We start from the raw sequence: 18,744 nt of genomic DNA on the forward strand, positions 1-18,744 counted from the left end.
TCGGTGAGCAGTTCACCCGGCAAACCGGTCAAAGCCAATATCTTCGCCGCGGGCGCCGTGCTGTGGCGAAAATCTCCCGGTAATCCCGACGAGATCGAGATCGCGCTCATTCACCGGCCCAAATACGAGGACTGGTCATTTCCCAAGGGAAAGCTCGACCCCGGCGAGACTGCCGTGGTGGCCGCACTGCGTGAGGTGGAAGAAGAGACGGGAATTCGCGGGCGTCTCGGCCGGCATCTCGGCGCGTTGACGTATCCGATTCCGGGCCACCGCCGATTGAAACGTGTCGAATACTGGGCGGCAGAAGCCCGTGCCGGCGAATTCGTCTCCAACAGCGAAGTGGACGAAATGCGGTGGCTTCCCGTATCCGAGGTCGCCGATCAGCTGTCGTACCCCATGGATCGCAAGATGCTCCGTCGATTCACGGCTCAGCCACCCGACACCGCGACCGTGCTACTGGTCCGGCACGCCAAGGCTGGAAGCCGGAAACGGTACAAGGGTGACGACACAACCCGGCCCCTGGATGCGAACGGCCAACTCCAGGCCGAAGCGCTCGTCGCGCAGCTCGAGGCGTTCGGAGCCACGGACATCACGTCGGCCGACCGGACGCGGTGCACTCAGACGGTCGAGCCGCTGGCAAGCGCGTTGGACACGACCGTCCGGTTGGATCCGCTGCTGTCCGAGGAGAGTTACACCGCCGACCCGGCGGCCACTCGCACACGGGTCCGCAAGATCGCCGCTCTCGGCGGAGTGCAGGTGATCTGCAGTCAGGGTGGCGTCATTCCCGATCTGCTCGACTGGTGGGCGGAGGTCGACGGTATCGCGCTTCCCCCGGCGCGGAACAGAAAGGCGAGCACCTGGGTGCTCTCGCTGTCCGGTGGCAAACTCATCGCCGCGGACCACATCGACAGTCCGCTGCCTCCCACCCGGAAGGACTGAGACCCGCAGGCCGGAGTTCACCGGGACGGCAGGAGAACACAGACAGGCGCCAACCCCCAGGGTCGGCGCCTGTCTGTGTTCGGGCAGTCCCGTGTGCGCTGTATTACTTGGCGCGCTTCGCGGGAGCCTTCTTTGCTGCGGTCTTCTTGGCTGCCGTCTTGGCCGGAGCCTTCTTCGCCGCGGTCTTCTTCGCGGCCGTGGTCTTGGCCGGAGCCTTCTTCGCCGCGGTCTTCTTCGCGGCCGTGGTCTTGGCCGGAGCCACCTTCTTCGCCACGGTCTTCTTCGCGGCCGTGGTCTTGGCCGGAGCCTTCTTCGCCGCGGTCTTCTTCGCGGCCGTGGTCTTGGCCGGAGCCTTCTTGGCTGCCGTCTTCTTGACGGGAGCTGCCTTCTTGGCGGCGGCCTTCTTGGCAGCCGTCTTCTTGGCAGCAGCCTTCTTGGCGGCGGCCTTGGTGGCGGGTGCCGCTGCACCGCGCTTGACTGCCGGGCCGGTGGCCGGAAGCTTCTGGCCGCCAGCGATAACCGCCTTGAACTGAGCGCCCGGACGGAACGCCGGCACCGACGTCGGCTTGACCTTGACGGTCTCACCCGTGCGCGGGTTACGTGCGACACGTGCCGCGCGACGACGCTGCTCGAAGACACCGAAACCGGTGATGGTCACGCTGTCGCCGCGGTGCACTGCCCGGACGATCGTGTCCACGACATGCTCGACAGCTTCCGTTGCCGTGCGCCTGTCCGTGCCCAGTTTCTCGGTCAGAACATCGATGAGCTCTGCCTTATTCATTGAAATTCCTCCGCGAACTAATGGTCCATCATCGGACCGACTACGAACTACGGTAAACCTGAATACCGCAGGAGTCTATGTGCCACGCCAATTCTCATACAACGCGGCACCATTCTCAGGAACTTATTATCTGGCAGACAGGGCTCCGATTCCAACTTTCAGTCGGCCGGAGTGGGCTCCGGAAGAGTCGCAGGTTTCCAAGAAGGCCTTGACTTTTCGAACTCGGAAATGGCTTCTACCTGCCGTAATGTCAATCCGATGTCGTCCAGACCCTCGATCAGACGCCACCGTGTGTAGTCATCAATCGCAAAGGGCACCACGGTGGTTCCGGCGGTCACTGTCTTGTTCTCGAGGTCGACAATCAATTCGAGACCGGGTTGCTCGTCGAGCAACTTCCAGAGAAGTTCGACGTCCGACTGGGCCACCTGAGCGGCCAGCAGACCGGCCTTGCCGGCGTTGCCCCGGAAGATGTCGGCGAAGCGAGACGCGATCACGACCCGAAATCCGAAGTCGGATAGCGCCCACACGGCGTGCTCCCGGGAGGAGCCCGTGCCGAAATCGGGCCCGGCCACCAGAACGCTGCCCTTGTCGTACGGGGCGACGTTCAGAACGAAGTTCGGATCGTTCCGCCATGCGGCGAACAGACCGTCCTCGAAACCGGTGCGGGTCACTCGTTTCAGGTAGACCGCCGGAATGATCTGGTCCGTGTCCACGTTGGATCGCCGCAGCGGAACGCCGATACCTTTGTGTGTGCTAAAGGATTCCATCGAAAAATCTCCTAAATTCCTTGGGTCCTAGGCCAGATCTGTCGGCGCGGACAGTGTTCCCCGGACTGCGGTCGCGGCGGCGACCAGCGGCGAAACCAGGTGAGTCCGGCCACCCTTGCCTTGACGGCCTTCGAAATTGCGGTTGGACGTGGAGGCCGAACGCTCCCCGGGCGCGAGCTGATCCGGGTTCATCCCGAGGCACATCGAGCACCCCGCCTGCCGCCATTCGGCGCCCGCGGCGGTGAAGATCTCGCCGAGGCCCTCCTTTTCGGCCTGCGCGCGAACGCGCATCGAGCCCGGCACGATCAGCATCCGGACCCCGTCGGCGACGTGGCGGCCGCGCAACACGTCGGCCACGGCCCTCAGATCCTCGATCCGGCCGTTGGTGCACGAACCCACGAAAACTGTGTCGATCGCAACCTCACGCAACGGAGTTCCGGCTTCGAGACCCATGTAGGTCAACGCCTTTTCCGCGGCGTGACGCTCGCTCTCGTCCACGATCTCGGCCGGATTCGGCACGGCCTCGCCGAGCGGCAGGCCCTGCCCCGGGTTGGTGCCCCAGGTCACGAACGGCGTCAGCGAGCTCGCGTCGATGTGGACCTCGTTGTCGAAAACCGCGCCCTCGTCGGTCTTCAACTGCTCCCAGGCCTCCACCGCGGCGTCCCAGTCGGCACCCTTCGGTGCGTGGGGTCGTCCCTTGATGAATTCGTAGGTGATCTCGTCGGGGGCGATCATGCCTGCTCGCGCACCCGCCTCGATGGACATGTTGCAGACGGTCATCCGCGCTTCCATCGACATCTTCCGGATCGCTTCGCCGCGGTACTCCAGGACGTAGCCCTGGCCTCCGCCCGTTCCGATCTTCGCGATGACAGCCAGAATGAGATCTTTACTCGTCACGCCTTCGGGCAATTCGCCGTCGACGGTGATCGCCATCGTCCGGAAAGGACGCAACGACAGCGTCTGCGTCGCCATGACGTGTTCGACCTCACTGGTCCCGATACCCATCGCGAGCGCGCCGAACGCGCCGTGGGTGGACGTGTGGCTGTCACCGCACACCACGGTCATACCGGGCTGGGTGAGCCCCAGCTGGGGTCCGACGACGTGAACGATGCCCTGATCGATGTTTCCCATCGGGTGCAGCCGGACACCGAATTCCTCACAATTGCGCCGCAGCGTGTCCACCTGAGTCTTGGAGACGGGGTCTGCGATCGGCTTGTCGATGTCGATGGTGGGGACGTTGTGGTCCTCGGTGGCGATCGTCAGGTCGGGCCGGCGCAGTGGGCGCCCCGCCAGCCGGAGTCCGTCGAAGGCCTGCGGACTCGTCACTTCGTGAACGAGATGCAGGTCGATGTAGATGAGGTCGGGGTTGTCTCCCTCACCCCGGACCACGACGTGGTCTTCCCACACCTTCTCTGCCAGGGTGCGTGCTTTCTCCGCCATCTTCTCCACCTCTGTGTGTCTTCTCGCACCGCGGGCTTCGGGCCGGTCCGCCGTGCGCCTGATGTCGTTACCCTCTTCCCGGACACGCACTCGACGTGAGGCGAAGGTGCGCTATGATCCCAGAATGCGAGAAAGTGGTATCGACCTATGAGACAGCATAGCGGCATCGGGGTCCTTGACAAAGCGGTGGGCGTGCTTCATGCCGTGGCCGAGAAGCCCTGCAGCCTCACCGAACTGTGCTCGCGCACCGGACTCCCCCGCGCCACCGCCCACCGGCTGGCCGTCGGGCTCGAGGTTCACCGCCTCCTGACCCGCGACTCCGACGGGCTGTGGTGCCCTGGACCCGGCCTCGCCGAACTCGCTGCAACGGCTAACGATCCGCTCGTCTCGGCGGCGGCGCTCGTCCTTCCACGACTGCGCGAGATCACCGGTGAGAGCGTGCAGCTGTACCGCCGGGAAGGCACGCAGCGCATCTGTGTGGCGGCGATGGAGCCGCCCACGGGCCTCCGCGACACCGTTCTCGTCGGGGCACGACTGCCGATGAGCGCCGGCTCGGGTGCCAAGGTCCTTCTCGCCTGGGCCGACCCACAGACCCAGCGCGCGATTCTTCCCGACGCGGCGTTCGGCGAACGCGTGCTGCTCGAGGTCCGCAGACGCGGCTGGGCGCAGAGCGCCGCCGAGCGGGAACCCGGTGTCGCCAGTGTCGCCGCACCCGTACGGGATGCCGGCGGCGCTGTCATCGCAGCGATTTCGGTGTCCGGACCCATCGACAGAATGGGCAGGCGCCCCGGCGCCCGGTGGGCGGCCGACCTGCTCGCCGCAGCGGAGGCGTTGCACAAGAGACTCTGACCACTCACGACCGCCGTTCACCGCGACAGGAGAAGCCGATGGGGAAGAACCAACGATCGCAGATCACGATGACGGATTCGGAGATCGCCGAATTCGTGGATCGGAGCCGGATCGCCACGCTCGCAACGGTGGCAGCGGACGGCAGACCTCATCTGGTCGCCATGTGGTACGCCGTGATCGACGGCGAGATCTGGTTCGAGACGAAGTCGAAATCGCAGAAGGCGGTCAACCTGCGCCGTGACGATCGGGTCACCGTCCTGATCGAGGACGGCCAGACGTACGACACCCTGCGCGGAATTTCCATCGAGGGCCGGGCGGAGATCGTGGAGGACCCGGACGCGATGTTCGCGGTCGGGGTCAGCGTCTGGGAACGCTACACCGGCCCCTACACCGACGATCTGCGTCCCGCCATCGATCAGCTGCTGTACAAGCGGGTTGTCGTGCGGATCGTTCCCGAGCGCATCAGGAGCTGGGATCACGCCAAGCTCGGCATGCCCGCGATGCCGGTGGGCGGGACCACGGCCGCGTACCTGGAGACGGCCGACCGCCGCGCCTGACCCCGGGCAGAAAAACGGGAGCATTCTCGGTGCCCTCGGCGTAGCTTCACAGAGTGAACCGACTACCCGAGGGAGTTCACCATGACTGACGCCAGTAACGAGGACACGAAAAAGAAATTCCGCGAAGCACTCGAGCGGAAGAATCATCAGGCCGGGCTGTCCACCGATCACAAGGACGGACATTCCAAGGCGCACGAGGCCCACGGGCCTGCCGACCACAAACGCGAATTTCGCCGCAAGACCGGATAAACGACACATCGTCCGGATAAAGAGAAACACCCTCCAATTTCTTGGAGGGTGTTTCTTTTTGTAGCCCCGACGGGATTCGAACCCGCGCTACCGCCTTGAGAGGGCGGCGTCCTAGGCCGCTAGACGACGGGGCCAGGAACTTTGTCTTGCCTTGGAAGCTCAGCAAGCATAGCTTCCAGAAGTTCGGAGTCAAAATCGGCCGAACTTCCGCTGGGGTACCAGGACTCGAACCTAGAATGGCGGTACCAGAAACCGCTGTGTTGCCAATTACACCATACCCCAATGGCCGTTCTCGAACCGCTGAGCTTCTGGGCTCTGCGGCCCGCCTCGGGCCGAAGAAGAGATTACCAGCCTACTGCCGGGATTTACCAAATCGTATGGTCAGAGGCTGTTTTTGCACCCTTTTCGGCCCGAAAGCGGCGTTCTAGCCAGCGATGCCGGCCCGCGCAGAGCGCAGCCGGGACAACGAAACGTCGCGTCCGAGCAGTTCCATCGATTCATAGAGCGGCGGGCTGATGTGCGAGCCCGTGACGGCCACCCGCACCGGAGCGAACGCCTTACGTGGCTTGAGGCCCAGTTCGTCCACGAGAGCGGTCTTGAGGGCCTCTTCCAGTGAGGCCGCATCCCACGCCTCGACTGCGTCCAGCGACGCGAGGGCGGCGTCCAGTACGGGTACGGCGTCGGCGCCCAGGTTCTTGGCAGCGGCGGCAGGATCGATCGCGAAGTCGGCCTCGTCGACGAACAGGAACTTCAGCAGATCCCAGGCGTCGGACAGGACGACGATGCGCGTCTGAACCAGTTCGGCAGCGGTCGCGAAGACGGACTCGTCCACGGTCTCCCCGAGATGGCCGTGGAGCGTCAGGAACGCGCGCAGCCGCGCGGCGAAATCAGCGGGCTCGAGCAGCCGGATGTGCTCGGCGTTGATCGCGTCGGCCTTTTTCTGGTCGAACCGGGCCGGATTGGAATTGACCGTGGAGATATCGAAGGCGGCGACCATCTCGTCCAGCGAGAACACGTCGTGGTCGTCGGAAATACCCCAGCCCAGCAGCGCCAGGTAATTCAACAGTCCCTCGGGGACGAAACCGCGATCGCGATGGATGAAGAGATTCGACTCGGGGTCGCGCTTGGACAGTTTCTTGTTGCCCTGCCCCATCACGAACGGCAGATGCCCGAACTTCGGAGTGAACTCGGCCACGCCGATCCGCTGCATCGCCTCGTAGAGGGCGAGCTGCCGCGGCGTCGACGACAGCAGGTCCTCGCCGCGCAGGACGTGTGTGATCTTCATCAACGCGTCGTCGACGGGGTTGACCAACGTGTACAGCGGAATCCCGTTGCCGCGGGTGAGGGCGAAGTCGGGAACGGTTCCGGCCTTGAACGTCGTCTCGCCGCGCACGAGGTCGTCCCACGTCAGGTCGTGATCCGGCATCCGGAGGCGGACCACGGGTTTGCGGCCTTCGTCGAGGAACGCCTGCCGCTGCTCCGGTGTCAGATCACGATCGAAGTTGTCGTAGCCGAGCTTGGGATCGCGGCCGGCCGCTTTGTGCCGCTCCTCGACCTCCTCGGGTGTCGAGAACGACTCGTACGCCTCGCCCGCCGCGAGCAACTTCGCGACGACATCCAGATGCAGGTCCCGTCGCTGGGACTGGCGGTAGGGCTCGTACGGTCCCCCGACCTCCGGGCCCTCGTCCCAGTTCAATCCGAGCCAGCGCAGCGCGTCCAGGATCGCCTGGTACGACTCCTCGCTGTCACGGGCAGCATCGGTGTCCTCGATGCGGAACACGAACGACCCACCGTTGTGTCGGGCGAACGCCCAGTTGAACAGGGCGGTTCGGACGAGCCCCACGTGCGGGGTTCCGGTGGGCGACGGGCAGAAACGGACGCGAACTTCGCTTGTGGTCATGGCTCACTTGGGTCGACGCTGGGAAAACGGACTCCTACAGGCTAGTCCGCTCCCGATTTCGACACGAGAGCCGTCAGCGCTTGGCAGTCACCGGGTTGGTGAGGGTGCCGATGCCACCGATGGTCACGCTCACGCTCTGGCCGTCGACGATCGGACCGACACCTTCGGGGGTGCCCGTGAGTATGACGTCGCCCGGGAGCAGCGTCATGACAGCCGACACCCATTCGATGATCTTCGGAATATCGTGCAGCAGAAGCGAAGTGTTGCTCCGCTGCTTCACCACTCCGTCCACCTCGGTGGTGATGTCGACGTCGGAGGCGTCGAGCTGGGTCTCGATCCACGGTCCCAGCGGACAGAACGTGTCATGACCCTTCGCCCGCGTCCACTGCCCGTCGTGGCGCTGGTGGTCGCGGGCCGACACGTCGTTGGCGGCCGTGTACCCGAGCACCACGTCGAGAGCCTTGGCGGCGGGCACGTCCTTGCAGGGGCGTCCGATGACGACCGCGAGTTCTCCTTCGTAATGAACTTCATTGGAGGACTTCGGCAGGACGATTGCGGCGTCGGGGCCCACGATCGAGGTGTTGGGCTTGAGGAAGATCACAGGATCGGCAGGCGCCTCTCCCCCCATCTCGGCGGCGTGGGCGGCGTAGTTCTTTCCGATCGCGACGACCTTGCTCGCGAGGATCGGGGCCAGCAGTCGCACATCGGCGAGCGGCCAGCTCCGGCCGGTGAAAGTGGGGGTGCCGAACGGGTGCTCGGCAATCTCCTTCGCGATCCGGGACTCCTCGTCCCCCTCGATACTGACGAACGCAACACCATCGGGACTTGCCACTCGACCAAGACGCATGGCGCCAAGTCTATCGGGCCCGGTTCACCGCCGTACCGGGACGCCGGGGGACGCGAGGTATAGACTCCGCATGTTCCCCAATATATGAGACTTAAATCCTAGATATTGAGATGACATGACTGCATCGATCGACACGCCGTCCGCCGTCGGAACTGCCCGCAGATGGTGGATGCTCGCCCTCGGGATGTTCGCCCAGGCCGCACAGGCGGTCTTCGTCAACGGCGTCGCCTTCCTGATCCCCGAACTCCAGGAGAACCACGGGCTCAGCCTCGCCCGCACCGGACTCCTCGTCGCCGCACCCACCCTCGGAGTCATGCTGACGCTGATCGCGTGGGGCGCCCTGGCCGACCGCTACGGCGAACGCCGAGTGCTGGCCGCCGGAATGGCGTCCACGGCGGCCGCGGGAATCGGCGCGGCCCTGTCCGGATCGCTCACGGCCACCGCAGCCTTCCTTCTGTTCGGCGGCATGGCCGCGGCCTCGGCGAATGCCGCGAGCGGGCGCGTCGTAGTCGGATGGTTCCCGCCCGAGCGCCGCGGACTCGCGATGGGTATCCGGCAGATGTCGCTGCCGCTGGGCATTGCCTGCGCTGCGCTGACGCTCCCCTCGGTCGCACACGACCACGGCATCGGATGGGCGCTCGCGCTGCCCGCCGCCCTGTGCGCGACTGCCGCGCTGGCCTGTGCACTCTGGGTGGTCGATCCGCCCAGGCCGAGCCGAAGCGCCGCGAAGGATCTCGGCATGCTCGCGAATCCGTATCGCGACAGCGGAACACTGTGGCGCATCCACGCCGTCTCGGTGCTGCTCGTCGTGCCCCAGTACACGGTATGGACGTACGCGCTCGTGTGGCTGATCTCCGAAAGGCATTGGGAAGCAACGGCGGCAGGCCTGGTCGTGACCGTCGCCCAGATCCTCGGCGCATTCGGCCGAATGGGAGTCGGTTTCTGGTCCGACGTGGTGGGCAGTCGCATGCGTCCGCTTCGCTGGGTCGCCGTCGCAGGCGGAGTGTCGATGGCGGCGCTCGCCGTGACGGATGCGATGGACTCGCCGCTGGCGATCGCGGCGCTGTTGGCAGCGTCCGTCGCGACCGTGGCACCGAACGGCCTCGCCTTCACCGCCGTCGCCGAGATCGCGGGTCCGTTCTGGGGCGGGCGCGCGCTCGGCGTCCAGAACACCGGTCAGTTCGTCGCGGCCTCGATCGTCCCCCCGGTGTTCGGCGCACTGATCGGAATCGTCGGCTTCCCGGTGACTTTCGCCATAGCTGCGGGATTTCCGGCCGCCTCGATACCACTGATCCCCGTGGCCCGGCCCGAAGACCGGGCCACGGGGATCGAGGGAGAAAAGATCGAATCGCGGTCCTAGAGGGCGGCGGCGATCCGGTCGCCGACCTCCGACGTGACGACCTTCGAGTCACCACGGGACGCCAGATCGGCCTCGACGGCAGCTTCGATGCGCGCGGCATCGCCGTCCCGGCCGAGGTGACGCAGCAGCAGCGCCGCAGACAGGATGGCCGCCGTGGGATCCGCGATCCCCTGGCCGGCGATATCCGGGGCGCTGCCGTGCACCGGCTCGAACATCGACGGGTTGGTCCCCGACGCGTCGATGTTCCCCGACGCCGCCAGTCCGATGCCTCCCGTGACCGCACCCGCGAGGTCGGTGATGATGTCGCCGAACAGGTTGTCCGTGACGATCACGTCGAAGCGCGACGGATCGGTGACCATGTAGATGGTGGCCGCGTCGATGTGGCAGTACGCCGTCTCCACGTCCGGGTATTCGGCCGACACCGTCTCCACGGCACGCGTCCAGATCGCACCGGCGTTGGAGAGGACGTTCGTCTTGTGGATCAGGGTGAGGTGCTTACGCCGGGTCTGCGCGAGCGCGAACGCGTAACGCACCACCCGCTCGGCACCGAACCACGTGTTGATCGACACCTCGGTCGCGATCTCGTGCGGGGTGCCGACGCGGATCGCGCCACCGTTGCCGGTGTACGGACCCTCGGTGCCCTCGCGCACGACCACGAAATCGATGTCCGGCTGCGCCGCGAGCGGCGACTTCGATCCCGGATAGAGCTGCGACGGACGCAGATTCACGTGATGATCCAACGCGAATCGCATGTTCAGCAGCAGACCCCGCTCGAGCACACCCGGCGTCACCGACGGGTCGCCGATGGCGCCCAGCAGGATCGCGTCGTGCTCGCGGATCGCCGCGAGATCGGCGTCCGGGAGGAGTTCCCCGGTGGCGTTGTATCGACGGGCACCGAGGTCGTACTCGGTGGTCTCGAGATCGGGTACGAGCTTCCGCAGCACCTTCAGCGCCTCGGCCGTGACCTCGACACCGATGCCGTCACCCGGAATGACCGCAAGCTTCATGAACGCCTCACTTCACATAGAGCTGTGCGCGTGCCACGACAAGGGGGGTCGTGACACGCGCACAGTGGGGATTAGGCCAGGTTGACGAGCTCGATCTTGGTGGCGCCGACGGCAGTGGAGATCGCGTCCCGCACCTCGCTCGGCACCTCCCGGTCGACGCGGAGGAGGATGGTCGCACCCTCGCCTTCGGCGTCCTGACTGAGCTGCGCAGCCTGGATGTCGATGCCGGCGTTGCCGAGCTGCGTGCCGATCTTGCCGAGCGCGCCGGGCTGATCGGTGTAGTTGACCACGAGGTTGAGACCCTCGGCGCGCAGTTCGAAGTTGCGGCCGTTGATGTTGACGATCTTCTCGACCTGCTGGGGGCCGGTCAGCGTGCCCGAGACGTTGATGACACTGCCGTCGCCGAACACGGCGCGCAGGTCCACCACGCTGCGGTGGTTGGGGCTCTCGGCGGCCTTGGTGACCTCGGCCGTGACGCCGCGCTCTTCCGCGAGTGCGGGAGCGTTGACGAACGTGACCGCGTCCTCGATGACGGCGGAGAACACACCGCGCAGAGCCGAGAGCGCGAGCACCTCGACGTCCTCGGAGGCGAGCTCGCCGCGCACGTCGACGGAGAGGTTGACGGGCAGTTCACCCGACAGGGCGCCGATGAGCACACCCTGCTTGCGGACGATCTCGAGCCACGGGGCAACTTCCTCGCCCACCGCGCCACCGGACACGTTGACGGCGTCGGGAACGAAATCGCCTGCGAGAGCGAGCAGTACAGACTTAGCGACGTCGGTTCCGGCGCGGTCCTGAGCCTCGCTCGTGGACGCACCGAGGTGCGGCGTCACGACGACCTCGGGCAGGTCGAACAACGGGCTGTCGGTGCAGGGCTCGGTCTCGAACACGTCGAGGCCCGCGGCGCGCACGTGACCCGACTTGATGGCCTCGGCCAGCGCGGCCTCGTCGATCAGGCCGCCACGGGCAGCGTTGACGATGACGACGCCCTTCTTGGTCTTCGCCAGGTTCTCCGTGCCGAGCAGTCCCTTGGTCTCGGGAGTCTTGGGGAGGTGCACGGAGATGAGGTCGGCGCGCTCGAGCAGTTCGTCGAGGGTGACGAGCTCGATGCCGAGCTGCGCGGCACGGGCGGCCGACACGTAGGGGTCGTACGCGATGACGTGCGTCTCGAACGCGGCGAGACGCTGCGCGAACAGCTGGCCGATGCGGCCGAGGCCGACGACGCCGACGGTCTTGCCGAAGATTTCGACACCGTTGAACTTGCTGCGCTTCCATTCGCGGTCGCGCAGGGTGGCGTCGGCAGCGGGGATCTGGCGGGCGGTGGCGAGCATCAGCGCGACGGCGTGCTCGGCGGCCGTGTGGATGTTGGACGTCGGGGCGTTGACGACCATGACACCACGCTCGGTGGCGGCGGGTACGTCGACGTTGTCGAGACCGACGCCGGCGCGGGCGACGATCTTGAGCTTGGTACCGGCCGCCAGGACCTCGGCGTCCACGGTGGTGGCGGAACGGACGAGGATCGCGTCGGCCTCGGGCACCGCCGCGAGCAGGGCCGGTCGATCAGGTCCGTCGACCCATCGCACCTCCACACCGTCGCCCAATGCCTCGACGGTGGACGGCGCGAGCTTGTCGGCGATCAGAACTACAGGACGGCCTGGCTGGCTCACGTGCAAACTCCCTGAGTAGGTGGGTGTGGGGGTGTTTTAATCACACACAGCTTAGTCCGCCCTCACAGGGAAACCGCATCCTGGTCTGCGATACCACATAGTGGACGCCTGCAACAACGGAATCGGACACGAAACAACACCGGCCCAATGTCACATCGGGGGCCTCTGACGAGACCGATGCGACATCGGGCCGGTGGTTCGGTGGAACTGTAAAGCAGTGAAACCTAGGCGGTTTCGGTGATCGGGCGGTCGACCCAGCTCATCAGGTCGCGCAGCTTCTTGCCGGTGACCTCGATGGGGTGCTCGGCGTTGGCCTTGCGCAGGCCCTCGAGCTCGGTATTGCCGTTCTCGACGTTGGCGACGAGGCGGCGGGTGAACTCACCCGACTGGATGTCGGCCAGGATCGCCTTCATGCGCTCCTTGGTGCCGGCGTCGATGACGCGCGGGCCGGAGAGGTAGCCACCGAACTCCGCGGTGTCGGACACCGAGTAGTTCATGCGGGCGATGCCACCCTCGTACATGAGGTCGACGATGAGCTTGAGCTCGTGCAGCACCTCGAAGTACGCCATCTCGGGCGCGTAGCCGGCCTCGACCATGACCTCGAAACCGGTCTTGACCAGTTCCTCGGTGCCGCCGCAGAGCACGGCCTGCTCGCCGAAGAGGTCCGTCTCGGTCTCTTCCTTGAACGTGGTCTTGATGACGCCGGCGCGGGTGCCGCCGATGGCCTTGGCGTAGGACAGCGCGAGGGCCTGGCCCTCACCCTTCGGGTCCTGGTCGATCGCGATGAGCGCGGGAACACCCTTGCCGTCGACGAACTGACGACGCACCAGGTGGCCGGGGCCCTTGGGGGCGACCATGCCGACGGTGACGAACTCCGGAGCCTTGATCAGGTCGAAGTGGATGTTGAGGCCGTGTCCGAAGAACAGCGCGTCGCCGTCCTTCAGGTTCGGCTCGATGTCATTGGTGAAGATCGACGCCTGCGCGGTGTCGGGTGCGAGCACCATGATCACGTCGGCCCACTCGGAGACCTCGGCGGGGGTGCCGACGGTCAGGCCCTGCTCCTCGGCCTTCGCGCGGGACTTCGAGCCTTCCTTGAGGCCGATACGCACATCGACGCCCGAGTCGCGCAGACTCAGCGAGTGCGCGTGGCCCTGGCTTCCGTAACCGATCACAGCGACCTTGCGGCCCTGGATGATCGACAGATCGGCATCGTCGTCGTAGAACATCTCGACTGCCACAGTTCAACCTCTTTCTTGGATTTGCGTATCTAAAGTACTAGCGAGTGGCCGTGATGGACTTCGGCCCCCGTCCCACGGCCACGACCCCGGACTGCACGATCTCCCGGATACCGTACGGATCGAGCATCCGCAGCAGCGCATCCAGCTTGGATCGCGTTCCAGTCGCCTCGATCGTGACCGACTCCGGGGAGACGTCGATCACCTTGGCGCGGAACAGATTCACCGTCTCGATCACCTGCGTGCGCACGCTGGCGTCGGCTCGCACCTTGATGAGCAGCAGCTCGCGGGCGACGGAGGCCTCACCGTCCTGCTCGACGATCTTGATGACGTTGATGAGCTTGTTGAGCTGCTTGGTCACCTGCTCGAGCGGGAACTCGTCGACGGTCACGACGATGGTCATGCGGGAGATCTCGGGAAGCTCGGTGCCACCGACGGCGAGCGACTCGATGTTGAACCCACGACGGGAGAACAGCGCGGCCACCCTGGCCAGCACGCCCGGCTTGTCCTCGACGAGAACACTGAGGGTGTGGCTCGTACTCACTGATCTTCCTCCCCGGCCGCTGCGGCCATGCCCGAACGCTGCTCGCGCTCCATGGCCTCGTGAATGACGGCCGGCTCGGCGGCCGCCTCGTCGTCGTCGAACAGCGGGCGGATGCCCCGCGCCGCCATGATCTCGTCGTTGCTCGTGCCCGCCGCGACCATCGGCCACACCTGAGCGTCGGCGCCGACGATGAAGTCGATCACCACAGGCTTGTCGTTGATCGCCTGCGCCTCACGGATCGCCGCCTCGACGTCCTCTTCTCGCTCGACGCGAATCCCGTGGCAGCCCAACGCCTCCGCCAGCTTGACGAAGTCGGGGATGCGGATCGCGCCGTGCGTGCCGAGATTGGTGTTGGAGTAGCGCTCGTCGTAGAACAGCGTCTGCCACTGGCGCACCATGCCGAGGTTTCCGTTGTTGATGAGCGCAACCTTGATCGGGATGCCCTCGAGCGCGCAGGTGGCGAGTTCCTGATTGGTCATCTGGAAGCAGCCGTCACCGTCGATGGCCCACACCTCGGTGTCGGGCATGCCCATCTTTGCACCCATCGCGGCGGGGACGGCGTAACCCATCGTGCCGAGACCGCCGGAGTTCAGCCAGGTGCGCGGCTTCTCGTAGTTGACGAACTGCGCGGCCCACATCTGGTGCTGGCCGACGCCGGCGCAGTAGATCGCGTCGGGACCGGCGAGCTTGCCGACCGACTGGATCACGTACTCCGGGGACAACGCGCCGTCGGAGGGACGGTCGTAACTGAGGGGGTACGTGCGACGGATGCCGTCGAGGTACGCCCACCACTCGGTGAGGTCCAGCGTGGTTCCGGTGGCAAGGTCGGCCTTGATCGCCTCGATCAGTTCGACGATGACCTCTTTGCAGTCGCCCACGATCGGGACGTCCGCGTACCGGTTCTTGCCGATCTCCGCCGGGTCGATGTCGGCGTGGATGACCTTGGCGTCGGGGGCGAACGAATCGAGCTGACCGGTGACCCGGTCGTCGAAACGCGCGCCGAGCGTGATCAGCAGGTCGCTGCGCTGCAGTGCCGCCACCGCCGCGACCGTGCCGTGCATGCCGGGCATGCCGCAGTTCAGCGTGTGACTGTCCGGGAATGCGCCGCGCGCCATCAGCGTGGTGACCACCGGAATGCCGGTGAGCTCGGCCAGTTCGAGCAGTTCCGGAGACGATTCCGACTTGATGACGCCGCCACCGACGTACAGCACCGGGTGCTTCGCGTCGGCGATCAGGCGGGCCGCCTCGCGGACCTGCTTGCCGTGCGGCTTGGTGACGGGACGGTAGCCGGGCAACCGCATCTCCGGCGGCCACGAGAACGTGGTCTGCGCCTGGAGAACGTCTTTCGGGATGTCGACGAGCACCGCGCCGGGACGACCGCTGGAGGCGAGGTAGAACGCCTCCGCGATGATCCGGGGAATGTCGACGCCGTCGGTGATGAGGAAGTTGTGCTTGGTGATCGGCATCGTGATGCCGGAGATGTCGGCTTCCTGGAACGCGTCCGTGCCGATGAGCGCGCGGCCGACCTGTCCGGTGATGGCCACGACCGGAACGGAGTCCATCTGCGCGTCGGCGAGCGGCGTCACGAGGTTGGTCGCACCGGGACCGGACGTCGCCATACAGACGCCCACCTTGCCGGTCGCCTGGGCGTACCCGGTGGCGGCGTGGCCTGCACCCTGCTCGTGACGGACGAGCACGTGCCGGACCTTCTTCGAGTCGAAGAGCGGGTCGTAGACAGGCAGAACGGCACCACCCGGAATGCCGAATACCGTGTCGACCTCGAGCTCCTCAAGGGCTCGGACCACGGACTGGGCGCCGCTGACCCGCTCGGGGGCGAGTTGGCGGCGGCTACCGGTCTGAGTCGCGGCGGCCGCGGTCGTCGGGCTTGCTGCCCCCGACTTGCGCGGCGTGGGTTGAGGCCGTGCGGTTGGTGCGCTCACTGGGAAATCCTCTGATTCTGGCTCCGGGCAACAAAAAACCCCCGTCAGCTGATGCTGTACGAGGGTGGCGCGTCGTTATCTGGCGAGTTGAAGGAATCGACTCAGGCGACGACGCGCCGGCCGATTACGAGCAACTCATTCTGTTTCACGCGCTCGACGGTAGGCGCGCTAATAGTGAACAGTCAACTTGGTGAGTCGGCCGTCCCAGAATATGAGATACATCGGCTGCGGTGCGAAGATGTAGAGGTGTCAACTCCGCAGCAGCCCGTGCCACCAGAATCATCATCCCACACGACGAACCCACCCAAGCAGGTCATCCGGATTTCTCCCCTGGCCTATCTGGGATGCGCCTTCCTCCTGTTCGCCGTGTCGTTCCCCATCTTCGGTTGGCCGGCCGCCTTCGGCTGGCTCGTGATCGCCCCGATCGTCGCGGTGGCGTGGGTCGCGCGGGTGCGGACCACGGTCACGCCCGACGGACTCGAGGTGCGCCGGCTGTTCGGCGGCCGGTCGCTGGCGTGGTCCGAGATCACGGGATTCCGCTTCCCGGGGCGCGGCTGGGCCCGGGCCACGCTGACGGACGGGGGCGAGGTGACCCTTCCCGTCGTCACATTCGACCGGCTTCCCGATATCGCCAAGGCGAGCGGCGGCCGCATCACCGACCCCTACGCGGCGGCCGCCGCGGCGGACGAAGCGGCCCACCACGCCGACACCGAATCGAACGGCGAGCAGCCGGTGAAGAACCGGCCGGACACAGACGGCGAATAGTGCGCGAGTAGCGTTTGTCAGTACTTCCGTACGCTGACTAAGGAATACGCTCATGCCCCCGCTGAGGTCCCGAACCACCACCGCAGGACGAAATGCCGCAGGCGCCCGCGCACTGTGGCGCGCCACCGGAATGACCGACTCCGACTTCGGGAAGCCGATCGTCGCGATCGCGAACTCGTACACGCAGTTCGTTCCCGGGCACGTCCACCTCAAGAACGTCGGCGACATCGTCGCCGACGCCGTCCGCGCCGCCGGTGGTGTACCTCGCGAGTTCCACACGATCGCTGTCGACGACGGAATCGCGATGGGGCACGGCGGCATGCTGTATTCCCTTCCCAGCCGCGAGATCATCGCCGACTCCGTCGAGTACATGGTCAACGCGCACACCGCCGACGCCCTCGTCTGCATCTCCAACTGCGACAAGATCACCCCGGGAATGCTCAATGCCGCACTGCGTTTGAACGTTCCCACGGTGTTCGTGTCCGGCGGACCGATGGAGGCCGGCAAGGCGGTGGTGGTGAACGGTGTCGCCCAGGCACCGACCGACCTCATCACGGCGATCTCGGCGAGCGCCAACGACCAGGTCGACGAGGAAGGATTGTCCGAGGTCGAGCGCAGCGCCTGCCCGACGTGCGGGTCGTGCTCGGGCATGTTCACCGCGAACTCCATGAACTGCCTCACCGAGGCGCTCGGTCTGGCGTTGCCGGGCAACGGTTCCACGCTGGCCACCCACGAGGCCCGTCGCGCGCTGTTCACCCGCGCGGGAACCACCGTCGTCGAAGCCGCGCTGCGGTACTACCGGGACGAGGACGACTCCGTCCTCCCCCGCAACATCGCGACGCCTGCCGCGTTCCGCAACGCGATGGCGCTGGACGTCGCGATGGGCGGCTCCACCAACACGGTGCTGCACACCCTCGCGGCCGCGCAGGAGGGTGAGGTCTACGACTTCGACCTCGACAAGATCGACGAGATCAGCCGCAAGGTGCCGTGTCTGTCGAAGGTCTCGCCCAACTCGGACTACCACATGGAGGACGTGCACCGGGCGGGCGGAATCCCCGCCATCCTCGGCGAACTCCGCCGGGCCGGACTGCTCGAGAGCGACGTCTCGACCGTGCACACCGAGAGCTTCGACGAGTGGCTCGACACGTGGGACATCCGGTCCGGCAAGGCATCCGACGAAGCCGTCGAACTCTTCCACGCCGCGCCCGGCGGCGTCCGCACCACCGAGCCGTTCTCGACGAACAACCGCTGGTCGTCGCTCGACACGGACGCCGCCAACGGCTGCATCCGCGACTTCGAGCACAAGCACACGGTCGAGGGCGGCCTGGCCGTGCTGCGCGGCAACATCGCCGTCGACGGCGCGGTCATCAAGACGGCGGGCATCGACGAAGACCTGTTCCACTTCCAGGGACCCGCGCGCGTCGTGGAGTCGCAGGAAGAGGCGGTGTCGGTGATCCTCGGCAAGAAGATCCAGCCCGGTGAAGTCCTCGTCGTGCGCTACGAGGGTCCCGCAGGCGGCCCGGGCATGCAGGAGATGCTGCACCCCACCGCATTCCTCAAGGGCTCCGGCCTCGGAAAGAAGTGCGCGCTGATCACCGACGGCCGATTCTCCGGCGGTTCCTCGGGACTGTCCATCGGCCACATCTCCCCCGAGGCCGCCAGCGGCGGCGCCATCGGCCTGGTGGAGGACGGCGACCAGATCCTCATCGACATCGCGACCCGCACGCTGAAGCTCCTCGTCGACGACGCGGTGCTCGCCGAGCGCCGGGCGAAGATGGAGTCGTCCGAGCGTCCGTGGCAGCCGGTGAACCGCGAACGCACCGTCACCACGGCCCTGCGCGCGTACGCCGCGCTGGCCACGTCCGCCGACAAGGGCGCGGTCCGTCAGGTCCCCTGA

Annotated in this window: 17 protein-coding genes and 2 tRNA genes; 7 read left to right on the forward strand and 12 right to left on the reverse strand. The window is 66.1% G+C overall.

Annotated elements, in window-relative coordinates:
* Nucleotides 1–3: 3 nt before the first annotated feature.
* The gene (locus tag GO592_RS17010; RefSeq protein ID WP_007296858.1) at nt 4–939 is read left to right on the forward strand and encodes an NUDIX hydrolase; all 936 of its coding nucleotides are present in this window, start codon (nt 4–6) and stop codon (nt 937–939) included.
* A 103-nt stretch (nt 940–1,042) separates the two neighbouring features.
* Here the strand turns inward: GO592_RS17010 and GO592_RS17015 are convergent, their stop codons facing one another.
* From GO592_RS17015 to leuC, 3 genes are all read right to left on the reverse strand, one after another.
* Entirely contained in the window at nt 1,043–1,720 is a 678-nt protein-coding gene (locus GO592_RS17015; RefSeq protein WP_007296857.1) for an HU family DNA-binding protein, read from the reverse strand.
* Between the two features lie 158 nt (nt 1,721–1,878).
* The gene (leuD, locus tag GO592_RS17020; RefSeq protein WP_005240402.1) at nt 1,879–2,487 is read right to left on the reverse strand and encodes a 3-isopropylmalate dehydratase small subunit; all 609 of its coding nucleotides are present in this window, start codon (nt 2,485–2,487) and stop codon (nt 1,879–1,881) included.
* A gap of 27 nt (nt 2,488–2,514) precedes the next feature.
* Nucleotides 2,515–3,936 carry a 3-isopropylmalate dehydratase large subunit gene (leuC, locus tag GO592_RS17025; protein WP_005264750.1) on the reverse strand — a complete coding sequence of 474 codons (1,422 nt, stop codon included), beginning with the start codon at nt 3,934–3,936 and terminating at the stop codon, nt 2,515–2,517.
* Nucleotides 3,937–4,074: 138 nt separating this feature from the next.
* Here leuC and GO592_RS17030 point away from each other — a divergent pair, with 138 nt between their 5' ends.
* The 3 genes from GO592_RS17030 (at nt 4,075) to GO592_RS17040 (ending at nt 5,582) form a co-directional block, all read left to right on the forward strand.
* Nucleotides 4,075–4,776 (forward strand): IclR family transcriptional regulator, encoded by a 702-nt coding sequence (locus tag GO592_RS17030; RefSeq protein WP_005240398.1) that lies wholly within the window; start codon nt 4,075–4,077, stop codon nt 4,774–4,776.
* A gap of 38 nt (nt 4,777–4,814) precedes the next feature.
* The gene (locus tag GO592_RS17035) at nt 4,815–5,333 is read left to right on the forward strand and encodes a pyridoxamine 5'-phosphate oxidase family protein (RefSeq protein ID WP_005240396.1); all 519 of its coding nucleotides are present in this window, start codon (nt 4,815–4,817) and stop codon (nt 5,331–5,333) included.
* An 81-nt stretch (nt 5,334–5,414) separates the two neighbouring features.
* Nucleotides 5,415–5,582, forward strand: a complete 168-nt coding sequence (locus GO592_RS17040; protein WP_005240394.1) for a DUF5302 domain-containing protein — start codon at nt 5,415–5,417, stop codon at nt 5,580–5,582.
* Between the two features lie 61 nt (nt 5,583–5,643).
* Here the strand turns inward: GO592_RS17040 and GO592_RS17045 are convergent.
* The 4 genes from GO592_RS17045 to GO592_RS17060 form a co-directional block, all read right to left on the reverse strand.
* Nucleotides 5,644–5,716 (reverse strand) — tRNA-Glu (locus GO592_RS17045).
* A gap of 76 nt (nt 5,717–5,792) precedes the next feature.
* Nucleotides 5,793–5,864 (reverse strand) — tRNA-Gln (locus GO592_RS17050).
* 142 nt (nt 5,865–6,006) lie between these two features.
* The gene (gltX, locus tag GO592_RS17055; RefSeq protein ID WP_007296856.1) at nt 6,007–7,482 is read right to left on the reverse strand and encodes a glutamate--tRNA ligase; all 1,476 of its coding nucleotides are present in this window, start codon (nt 7,480–7,482) and stop codon (nt 6,007–6,009) included.
* Nucleotides 7,483–7,555: 73 nt separating this feature from the next.
* Nucleotides 7,556–8,329, reverse strand: a complete 774-nt coding sequence (locus tag GO592_RS17060; protein ID WP_007296855.1) for a fumarylacetoacetate hydrolase family protein — start codon at nt 8,327–8,329, stop codon at nt 7,556–7,558.
* Nucleotides 8,330–8,444: 115 nt separating this feature from the next.
* On the opposite strand from GO592_RS17060, the gene GO592_RS17065 reads away from it, so the two are divergent.
* Entirely contained in the window at nt 8,445–9,689 is a 1,245-nt protein-coding gene (locus GO592_RS17065; RefSeq protein ID WP_007296854.1) for an MFS transporter, read from the forward strand.
* Here the strand turns inward: GO592_RS17065 and GO592_RS17070 are convergent.
* The 5 genes from GO592_RS17070 to GO592_RS17090 all read right to left on the reverse strand — a co-directional run bounded on the left by GO592_RS17070 (nt 9,686) and on the right by GO592_RS17090 (nt 16,082).
* Nucleotides 9,686–10,696 carry a 3-isopropylmalate dehydrogenase gene (locus GO592_RS17070; RefSeq protein ID WP_007296853.1) on the reverse strand — a complete coding sequence of 337 codons (1,011 nt, stop codon included), beginning with the start codon at nt 10,694–10,696 and terminating at the stop codon, nt 9,686–9,688. The two genes, GO592_RS17065 and GO592_RS17070, sit on opposite strands and share 4 nt — an antisense overlap.
* Nucleotides 10,697–10,767: 71 nt before the next feature.
* Nucleotides 10,768–12,363, reverse strand: coding sequence for a phosphoglycerate dehydrogenase (serA, locus tag GO592_RS17075; RefSeq protein ID WP_005240386.1), 1,596 nt, complete (start codon nt 12,361–12,363; stop codon nt 10,768–10,770).
* Nucleotides 12,364–12,587: 224 nt separating this feature from the next.
* Nucleotides 12,588–13,589 carry a ketol-acid reductoisomerase gene (gene ilvC, locus GO592_RS17080; protein WP_172652251.1) on the reverse strand — a complete coding sequence of 334 codons (1,002 nt, stop codon included), beginning with the start codon at nt 13,587–13,589 and terminating at the stop codon, nt 12,588–12,590.
* Nucleotides 13,590–13,638: 49 nt separating this feature from the next.
* On the reverse strand, nt 13,639–14,142 hold the full coding sequence (gene ilvN / locus GO592_RS17085; RefSeq protein WP_005259476.1) for an acetolactate synthase small subunit: 504 nt from the start codon (nt 14,140–14,142) through the stop codon (nt 13,639–13,641).
* Nucleotides 14,139–16,082, reverse strand: coding sequence for an acetolactate synthase large subunit (locus GO592_RS17090; protein WP_007296851.1), 1,944 nt, complete (start codon nt 16,080–16,082; stop codon nt 14,139–14,141). The genes ilvN and GO592_RS17090 overlap by 4 nt, the downstream gene beginning before the upstream one ends.
* 267 nt (nt 16,083–16,349) lie before the next feature.
* Between GO592_RS17090 and GO592_RS17095 the strand changes: the two genes are divergently transcribed.
* Nucleotides 16,350–16,847 carry a PH domain-containing protein gene (locus GO592_RS17095; protein ID WP_005259492.1) on the forward strand — a complete coding sequence of 166 codons (498 nt, stop codon included), beginning with the start codon at nt 16,350–16,352 and terminating at the stop codon, nt 16,845–16,847.
* 52 nt (nt 16,848–16,899) lie between these two features.
* On the forward strand, nt 16,900–18,744 hold the full coding sequence (gene ilvD / locus GO592_RS17100; protein ID WP_005259494.1) for a dihydroxy-acid dehydratase: 1,845 nt from the start codon (nt 16,900–16,902) through the stop codon (nt 18,742–18,744).

The organism is Rhodococcus sp. 21391, from assembly GCF_016772255.1.
Classification (GTDB): domain Bacteria; phylum Actinomycetota; class Actinomycetes; order Mycobacteriales; family Mycobacteriaceae; genus Rhodococcus_F; species Rhodococcus_F opacus.

Coding starts and splice junctions, on each gene's coding strand:
- GO592_RS17015 (WP_007296857.1), bottom strand. CDS start 1,720: ATGAATAAGGCAGAGCTCATCGATGTTCTGACCGAGAAACTGGGCACG.
- leuD (WP_005240402.1), bottom strand. CDS start 2,487: ATGGAATCCTTTAGCACACACAAAGGTATCGGCGTTCCGCTGCGGCGA.
- GO592_RS17030 (WP_005240398.1), top strand. CDS start 4,075: ATGAGACAGCATAGCGGCATCGGGGTCCTTGACAAAGCGGTGGGCGTG.
- GO592_RS17035 (WP_005240396.1), top strand. CDS start 4,815: ATGGGGAAGAACCAACGATCGCAGATCACGATGACGGATTCGGAGATC.
- GO592_RS17040 (WP_005240394.1), top strand. CDS start 5,415: ATGACTGACGCCAGTAACGAGGACACGAAAAAGAAATTCCGCGAAGCA.
- gltX (WP_007296856.1), bottom strand. CDS start 7,482: ATGACCACAAGCGAAGTTCGCGTCCGTTTCTGCCCGTCGCCCACCGGA.
- GO592_RS17060 (WP_007296855.1), bottom strand. CDS start 8,329: ATGCGTCTTGGTCGAGTGGCAAGTCCCGATGGTGTTGCGTTCGTCAGT.
- GO592_RS17065 (WP_007296854.1), top strand. CDS start 8,445: ATGACTGCATCGATCGACACGCCGTCCGCCGTCGGAACTGCCCGCAGA.
- GO592_RS17070 (WP_007296853.1), bottom strand. CDS start 10,696: ATGAAGCTTGCGGTCATTCCGGGTGACGGCATCGGTGTCGAGGTCACG.
- ilvC (WP_172652251.1), bottom strand. CDS start 13,589: ATGTTCTACGACGACGATGCCGATCTGTCGATCATCCAGGGCCGCAAG.
- ilvD (WP_005259494.1), top strand. CDS start 16,900: ATGCCCCCGCTGAGGTCCCGAACCACCACCGCAGGACGAAATGCCGCA.